Raw genomic sequence first — 6,011 nt, 5'->3', positions numbered from 1 at the left:
GCCCGGTCCCCCACCAGCCCGCCGGCTCGCGGAGGCCCGCGAGCACGCCCGCGACCCGTCGAGGCTGCGGAGGCACGGCCGCGTCGATGGCGGCAAGCTCCGCGTCGGACGGCCGGACACCGCCCGGGAGGCGCGGGGCGGCCGGCGCACTGGGCGTCGGTCGCGTGACCAGACCGAGCTCGAACACGGACACGTCGCCGGCACCCCGCGCGACGTTGCGCCGCGCCGTGTCCAGCAGCGTGACCAGCAGGTTCGTGCGCATGAACGGCTGCTCGTCGGACAGCGGGTTGACCAGGCGGACCGCCCGGCGCCGCTCGTCGTCGGCGGGCAGCCCGAGCGCGTCGAGCTGGTCAGTGCCGACGAACGGGTAGCTGAGCACCTCGACCAGCCCGGACTCGGCCAGGGCGCGCGCGACCGAGCGACGCGTCCGCTGCCCGGGCGTCAGGCCGGCACCCGGCTGCGCCGGCGGCACGATCGACGGGATCTCGTCGTAGCCGCGCAGCCGCGCGACCTCCTCGACCAGGTCGACGCCGACGGCGAGGTCGGGCCGCCACGAGGGCGCCTGCACCCGGACCACGCCGGGGCCGGCGTCGGACACCGAGCACCCGATCGAGACCAGGGTCTCGCGCACCTCGTCGGCCGTGTACGGCACGCCGACGAGTCGCGCGGGCAGGTCCAGGTCGAGGTCGAACGCCGGCACCGGCACCCGCTGGTCGACGTCGGTGAGGCGCGGGTCCGCGACGCCGCCGCCGAGCTCGACGAGCAGCGCGACCGCCCGCGTGACCGCGACCGGCGGGAGCGCCGGGTCGGCGCCCCGCTCGAACCGCTTCGCCGCCTCGCTGGGCAGCTTGTGGCGGCGGGCGGTGCGCGCGACCGTGATCGGGTCGAAGTGCGCCGCCTCGACCAGGAGGTCGGTCGTGCTCGCGCTGACCTCGCTGTCCCCGCCGCCCATGACGGCCGCGAGGCCGATGGGCCGGGAGGCGCGGGCGCCGTCGGGGCTGTCGGTGATGAGCAGGTCCTCGGTGTCGAGCACGCGGTCGACGTCGTCCAGGGTCCGCATGCGCTCCCCCGGGGCCGCGCGCCGCACGACGATCGGCGCGGCCAGCTTCGCCAGGTCGTAGGCGTGCAGCGGCTGGCCGAGGTCGAGCATCACGTAGTTGGTGACGTCCACGGCGAGCCCGATCGGGCGCATGCCGGCCTGCTGCAGCCGGCGCTGCATCCACGCGGGCGACGGGTCGTTGGCACGCACGCCGCGGACGATCTGGGCGACGAACCGATCCGCTCCGGGCACACCGTTCACGGGGGCGGCGTCGTCGATCTCGACCGCGAAACCCCCACCGACCGGCGGGAGGTCCCCAGTCGGCAGCCCGCGGTCCGTGAACCGCGCACCCGTGGACAGGCCGTACTCCCGGGCCACGCCGCGCATGGAGAAGCAGTAGCCGCGGTCGGGCGTCACGTTGATCTCGAGCACCTCGTCGCCGAGGCCCAGGAGCTCGCGCGCGTCCGTCCCGACGGACGGGTCGAGACCGAGCGTCGCCAGCACGATGATGCCGGCGTGGTCCTCGCCCAGCCCCAGCTCGCGGGCCGAGCAGATCATGCCGTCGGACACGTGCCCGTAGGTCTTCCGGGACGCGATGGGGAACGGCCCGGGCAGCACGGCGCCCGGCAGCGCGACCACGACCTTGTCGCCGACGACGAAGTTGTGCGCGCCGCACACGATGCCCCGCGGGTCACCACCGGCCTCGTTGTGCGACGGTCCGACGTCGACCCGGCACCAGTTGATGGTCTTGCCGTTCTTCTGCGGCTCCGGCGTGAGCTCGACGACGCGACCGACCACCAGCGGACCGGACACGGCGGCGGGATGGATCGCCTCCTCCTCCAGCCCGACGCGGACCAGGTCCGCCGCCAGCTGCTCGGCGGTCAGGCCCGCGGGGAGCTCGACGTGCTCGGCGAGCCACGTCAGGGGGATGCGCGGCATCAGATCTCCGTCCCGAACTGCGTGGAGAAGCGGACGTCGCCCTCCACCATGTCGTGCATGTCRGCGATSCCGTGGCGCAGCATCAGGGTGCGCTCGATGCCCATGCCGAACGCGAACCCGGAGTAGACCTCGGGGTCGACGCCGCAGGCGCGCAGCACGTTCGGGTTGACCATCCCGCAGCCGCCCCACTCGATCCAGCCCGGTCCGCCCTTCTTCTGCGGGAACCAGAGGTCCATCTCGGCGCTGGGCTCCGTGAACGGGAAGAACGACGGCCGCAGGCGCGTGCGGGCCTCCGGACCGAAGATCGCCTGCGCGAAATGGTCCAGCGTGCCCTTGAGGTGCGCCATCGTCAGGCCCTTGTCCACGGCGAGGCCCTCGACCTGGTGGAACACAGGCGTGTGCGTGGCGTCGAGCTCGTCGGTGCGGAACACCTTGCCCGGGCACGCGATATAGACGGGCAGCTCCCGCGACAGGAGGGTCCGGGCCTGCACGGGCGACGTGTGCGTGCGCAGCACGAGGCCGGGTGCGTCGACGAAGAACGTGTCCTGCATCTGCCGCGCGGGGTGGTCGACGCCGAAGTTCAGCGCGTCGAAGTTGAACCACTCCGCCTCGAGCTCAGGGCCCTCGGCGATCTCCCAGCCCATCGAGACGAAGATGTCGGCGATGCGCTCGGACAGGGTCTCCAGCGGGTGCCGGGCGCCGCGGGACCGACGGTCGGTGGGCAGCGTGACGTCGACGGACTCCTCGACGAGGACCCGCAGGTCACGCTCGGCCTCGAGCTCGGCCTGCCGCTGCGCGAGCGCGGCCGCGAGGCGTCCCTTGGCCTGGCCGAGCAGCTTGCCGGCCACGGCCTTGTCGGCCGGCGCGAGGCCGCCGATGGCGCGGTTGGCCAGCGCCACCGGGCTGCGCTCCCCCACGTGCTCGAGGCGGGCGGTCTTCAGGGCGTCGAGGTCGGCGGCGGCCGCGAGGGCCTTCAGCGCGTCCTCGACGGCGGACTCGATGCCGTCGGCGTCGAGCGGGGACAGGGCGGTGTCGTCGGACATCCTGACCTTCCAGTGCAGGTTCTGGGCAGCCGGCGCGAGCACGGCTATGGCCAGTGCGCGAGAGCACCCGGCCAGCGGACAAGTCTAGGGGCGCCCGATCCGGGTCCGTGCGGCCGGTCCAGCGGTGGACGGCCTGCTCGGTTGCGCGTCAGTGGCGCGGCCCGGGAACGGGCCCGGGAAATCGGCGACCACCGGCCGCCTGCGCACGCGCTGTCATGCGCCCATCCTGCCACGCGCGCCCAGCGAGAACCGCTCCTGCACCTCGTACAGCGGCCCGCCACCTCGCCCCGCACCCGGTCGCGAGGACACGAGCACGATCTCGTCGACCTGCCAGCGCGGCCCGTCGTACACGGCCAGCGCCCGCACCAGACCGGCGGCGACGTCCTCGTCGTCCGGACCCTGCATGTCGGGCCGCTGCCCAGGACGGTCCGGGCGCGACGACCGTCGCCGCGGCGGCCCGCTGCCGGGGCGAACCCGACCCACGGTGAGGTGCGGTCGCTCGCGCACGCGGTGGTCGTCGACACCGCCCGCCTCGACGCACCCCCGGCTGACCGCGCGCTGGCTCTCGAGGTCACCGGTGACGCCGACCCACAACGTGCGGTGCGAGAACACCCCTGCCCCGTGCAGCCCGAGCTCGTAGGGCTCCACCGCGGCCGCGACGTCGGCCAGGTCGCTGGTCAGGCCCGGGACCGCGCCGTCGGGCAGGTCGCCGTAGAACGCGGCGGTGAGGTGCCAGGTCTCGCGCGCGGACCAGCGCACGGCCGACGACAGACCCGACGGCGCGCCCCGCACGGAGGCCAGGGCCAGGTCGAGGTGGTCGAGCACGTTCTCGGGCGGCCACACCGCGGCGAACAGCCTCACCGCTGCGCCCGACCGCTGGCGTAGAGGCACACGGCCGCGGCGGTCGCGAGGTTCAGGGACTCCGCGCGGCCCCGGATGGGCACGCGCACGACGGCATCGGCCAGCGCACGGTCCTCGTCGCGCAGCCCCCAGGCCTCGTTGCCGAACAGCCAGGCCGTCGGGCGGGCGAGGTCCGGCACGCCGTCCTCCGCGGAGCCCGCGACGTCGAGGAGGTCGTCCAGGTCGAAGGCGCCGGTGCCGTCCGCCGCGAGGACCAGCAGGCCGGCCGCGCGCAGGTCGACGACGGTCGCGGCGAGGTCGGCGCCCGTCACGACGGGCAGGTGGAACAGCGACCCGGCGGTCGACCGGACCACCTTGGGGTTGTGCACGTCGACGCTCTCGCCGGTCAGCACCGCCGCATCCGCGCCGGCCGCGTCGGCCGCGCGGATCACGGTCCCGGCGTTGCCGGGGTCGCGTACGTTCGCCAGGATCGCGACGAGCCTCAGGTCCCCGAGCCCGCCGAGCGTGTGCGTCGTCAGCGACGCGACCGCGACGACCCGCTGACCGTCGGGGCTCATGGCGTCGAGCACCTCGGCGGTCCCGACGGACACCCGGATGCCCCGGTCCTGCGCGCCGACCACGATCTCGGGGTACCGCTGCGCCGACTCGGGCGTGACGTAGACGTCGTGCACGTCGGCGCCGGCCAGCACCGCCTCCCGGACCGCCTGCGGCCCCTCGACGACGAACCGCCCGGCCCGCTTCCGCACGGCCCGCTCGCTCAGCGCCCGCACGGCCTTGACCCGCTCGGCACGGGGATTGGTCAGGGTGGGGCTGCTCACCGGGACATCATCGCGTGCCTGCGGCGCTGCCACTCAGAAGGTCCACCGGACCAGGTAGCGGACCGGCTCGGTGAGCGCCCGCCACGCGCTGCCCGATCGTGACCGGCCCTGCCGGCGCGCGTCGCGGTACGCGAGAGGCACCGACAGCAGGATGCCGACGAGCAGGGCGCCGACCACGGCCCACATCACCCAGACCGGCGGGTCGACCACCTCGGCGACGAGGAGGGTGAGCCCGACCAGCATCCCGAGCCCGAATGCCAGGAGGCCCCAGGGCGACGGCCCGCTGTGCTCGACCCGCGGGCCGTCCGGCTCGTTCATGGCGACATGATGCCGGGTCGGCGACGGTTCGGGGTGCGCGGGGAYGACGAAGCCCCCGGCGGTCGCAGAGGACCTCGGGGGCTTCGGGGTGCGCCAACCCGCCGCCCGGCTCCCGCGAGGGAGCACTGGGCGGTCGGGCTCAGCGGCGGACGAGGGTCACGCAGCCTTCGGCGCGTTGACGTCCGCGGGCAGGGCGGCCTTGGCGGCGGCCACGAGCGTGTTGAACGTCGCGGCGTCGTTGACGGCGAGGTCGGCCAGCACGCGGCGGTCCACCTCGATGCCCGCGAGCTTCAGGCCCTGGATCAGGCGGTTGTAGGTCAGGCCCTGCTCGCGGGACGCAGCGTTGATGCGCTGGATCCACAGCTTGCGGAAGTCCTGCTTGCGCACCTTGCGGTCGCGGTACGCGTAGACGAGGGAGTGGGTGACCTGCTCCTTCGCCTTCCGGTACAGGCGCGACCGCTGACCGCGGTAGCCCGCAGCGCGCTCGAGGGTTGTACGGCGCTTCTTCTGGGCGTTGACCGCCCGCTTCACGCGTGCCACGTGATGCTCCTTGCTTGTCTCAGGCTAGGCCGAGCGACCGGGGCGCAGGTGCGCCCCCGGGGTCACTTGCCGAGCAGCTTCTTGATACGGGGGGCGTCGGCAGGAGAGACGACGAGGTCGCCGGCGAGGCGACGCGTGCGGCGGCTCGACTTGTGCTCGAGCAGGTGGCGGGCGCCGGCCTGCTCGCGCATGACCTTGCCGGTCCCGGTGACCCGGAAGCGCTTCTTGGCACCGGAGTGCGTCTTGTTCTTCGGCATGGCTGCCGTGTCTCCTTGTCGTTCACATCGCACGGGTTCGTACGACTCGTCTGGTGCGGGCCGGCCGGTGGACCGGCCCGTCCGTTCGTGCTGGTTCAGCTGGCCTCTTCCGAGGCCGTCTTGCTGGTCTGTGCCTTGGCCGGAGCGGCCGGTCCCGGCCGCGGCGCGGGCCGCGGGGTGCCGGCGGGCTTCGGCG

Annotated in this window: 7 protein-coding genes; all 7 read right to left on the bottom strand. The window is 74.2% G+C overall.

The window, feature by feature from the left end; genetic code table 11:
- A partial coding sequence (pheT, locus tag ACXJKG_RS18670) for a phenylalanine--tRNA ligase subunit beta (protein WP_456847238.1) occupies positions 1–1,978 on the bottom strand: 1,978 nt, incomplete at its 3' end.
- Entirely contained in the window at positions 1,978–3,021 is a 1,044-nt protein-coding gene (locus ACXJKG_RS18665) for a phenylalanine--tRNA ligase subunit alpha (RefSeq protein ID WP_456847237.1), read from the bottom strand. The genes pheT and ACXJKG_RS18665, both read right to left, overlap by 1 nt.
- 213 nt (positions 3,022–3,234) lie before the next feature.
- The gene (gene thpR, locus ACXJKG_RS18660; RefSeq protein WP_456847236.1) at positions 3,235–3,882 is read right to left on the bottom strand and encodes an RNA 2',3'-cyclic phosphodiesterase; all 648 of its coding nucleotides are present in this window, start codon (positions 3,880–3,882) and stop codon (positions 3,235–3,237) included.
- Positions 3,879–4,700 (bottom strand): TrmH family RNA methyltransferase, encoded by an 822-nt coding sequence (locus ACXJKG_RS18655; protein WP_456847235.1) that lies wholly within the window; start codon positions 4,698–4,700, stop codon positions 3,879–3,881. The genes thpR and ACXJKG_RS18655 overlap by 4 nt, the downstream gene beginning before the upstream one ends.
- A gap of 33 nt (positions 4,701–4,733) precedes the next feature.
- On the bottom strand, positions 4,734–5,018 hold the full coding sequence (locus ACXJKG_RS18650; RefSeq protein WP_456847234.1) for a hypothetical protein: 285 nt from the start codon (positions 5,016–5,018) through the stop codon (positions 4,734–4,736).
- A gap of 156 nt (positions 5,019–5,174) precedes the next feature.
- The gene (rplT, locus tag ACXJKG_RS18645) at positions 5,175–5,558 is read right to left on the bottom strand and encodes a 50S ribosomal protein L20 (RefSeq protein ID WP_456847233.1); all 384 of its coding nucleotides are present in this window, start codon (positions 5,556–5,558) and stop codon (positions 5,175–5,177) included.
- A gap of 62 nt (positions 5,559–5,620) precedes the next feature.
- Positions 5,621–5,815 carry a 50S ribosomal protein L35 gene (gene rpmI / locus ACXJKG_RS18640; RefSeq protein WP_456847232.1) on the bottom strand — a complete coding sequence of 65 codons (195 nt, stop codon included), beginning with the start codon at positions 5,813–5,815 and terminating at the stop codon, positions 5,621–5,623.
- Between the last annotated feature and the right edge of the window lie 196 nt (positions 5,816–6,011).

Source organism: Cellulomonas sp. P5_C6, from assembly GCF_054049635.1.
The sequence above is the reverse complement of the archived record's forward strand: the minus strand, read 5'-3'. Positions and strand labels throughout refer to the sequence as shown.

Coding starts and splice junctions, on each gene's coding strand:
- ACXJKG_RS18650 (WP_456847234.1), bottom strand. CDS start 5,018: ATGAACGAGCCGGACGGCCCGCGGGTCGAGCACAGCGGGCCGTCGCCC.
- rpmI (WP_456847232.1), bottom strand. CDS start 5,815: ATGCCGAAGAACAAGACGCACTCCGGTGCCAAGAAGCGCTTCCGGGTC.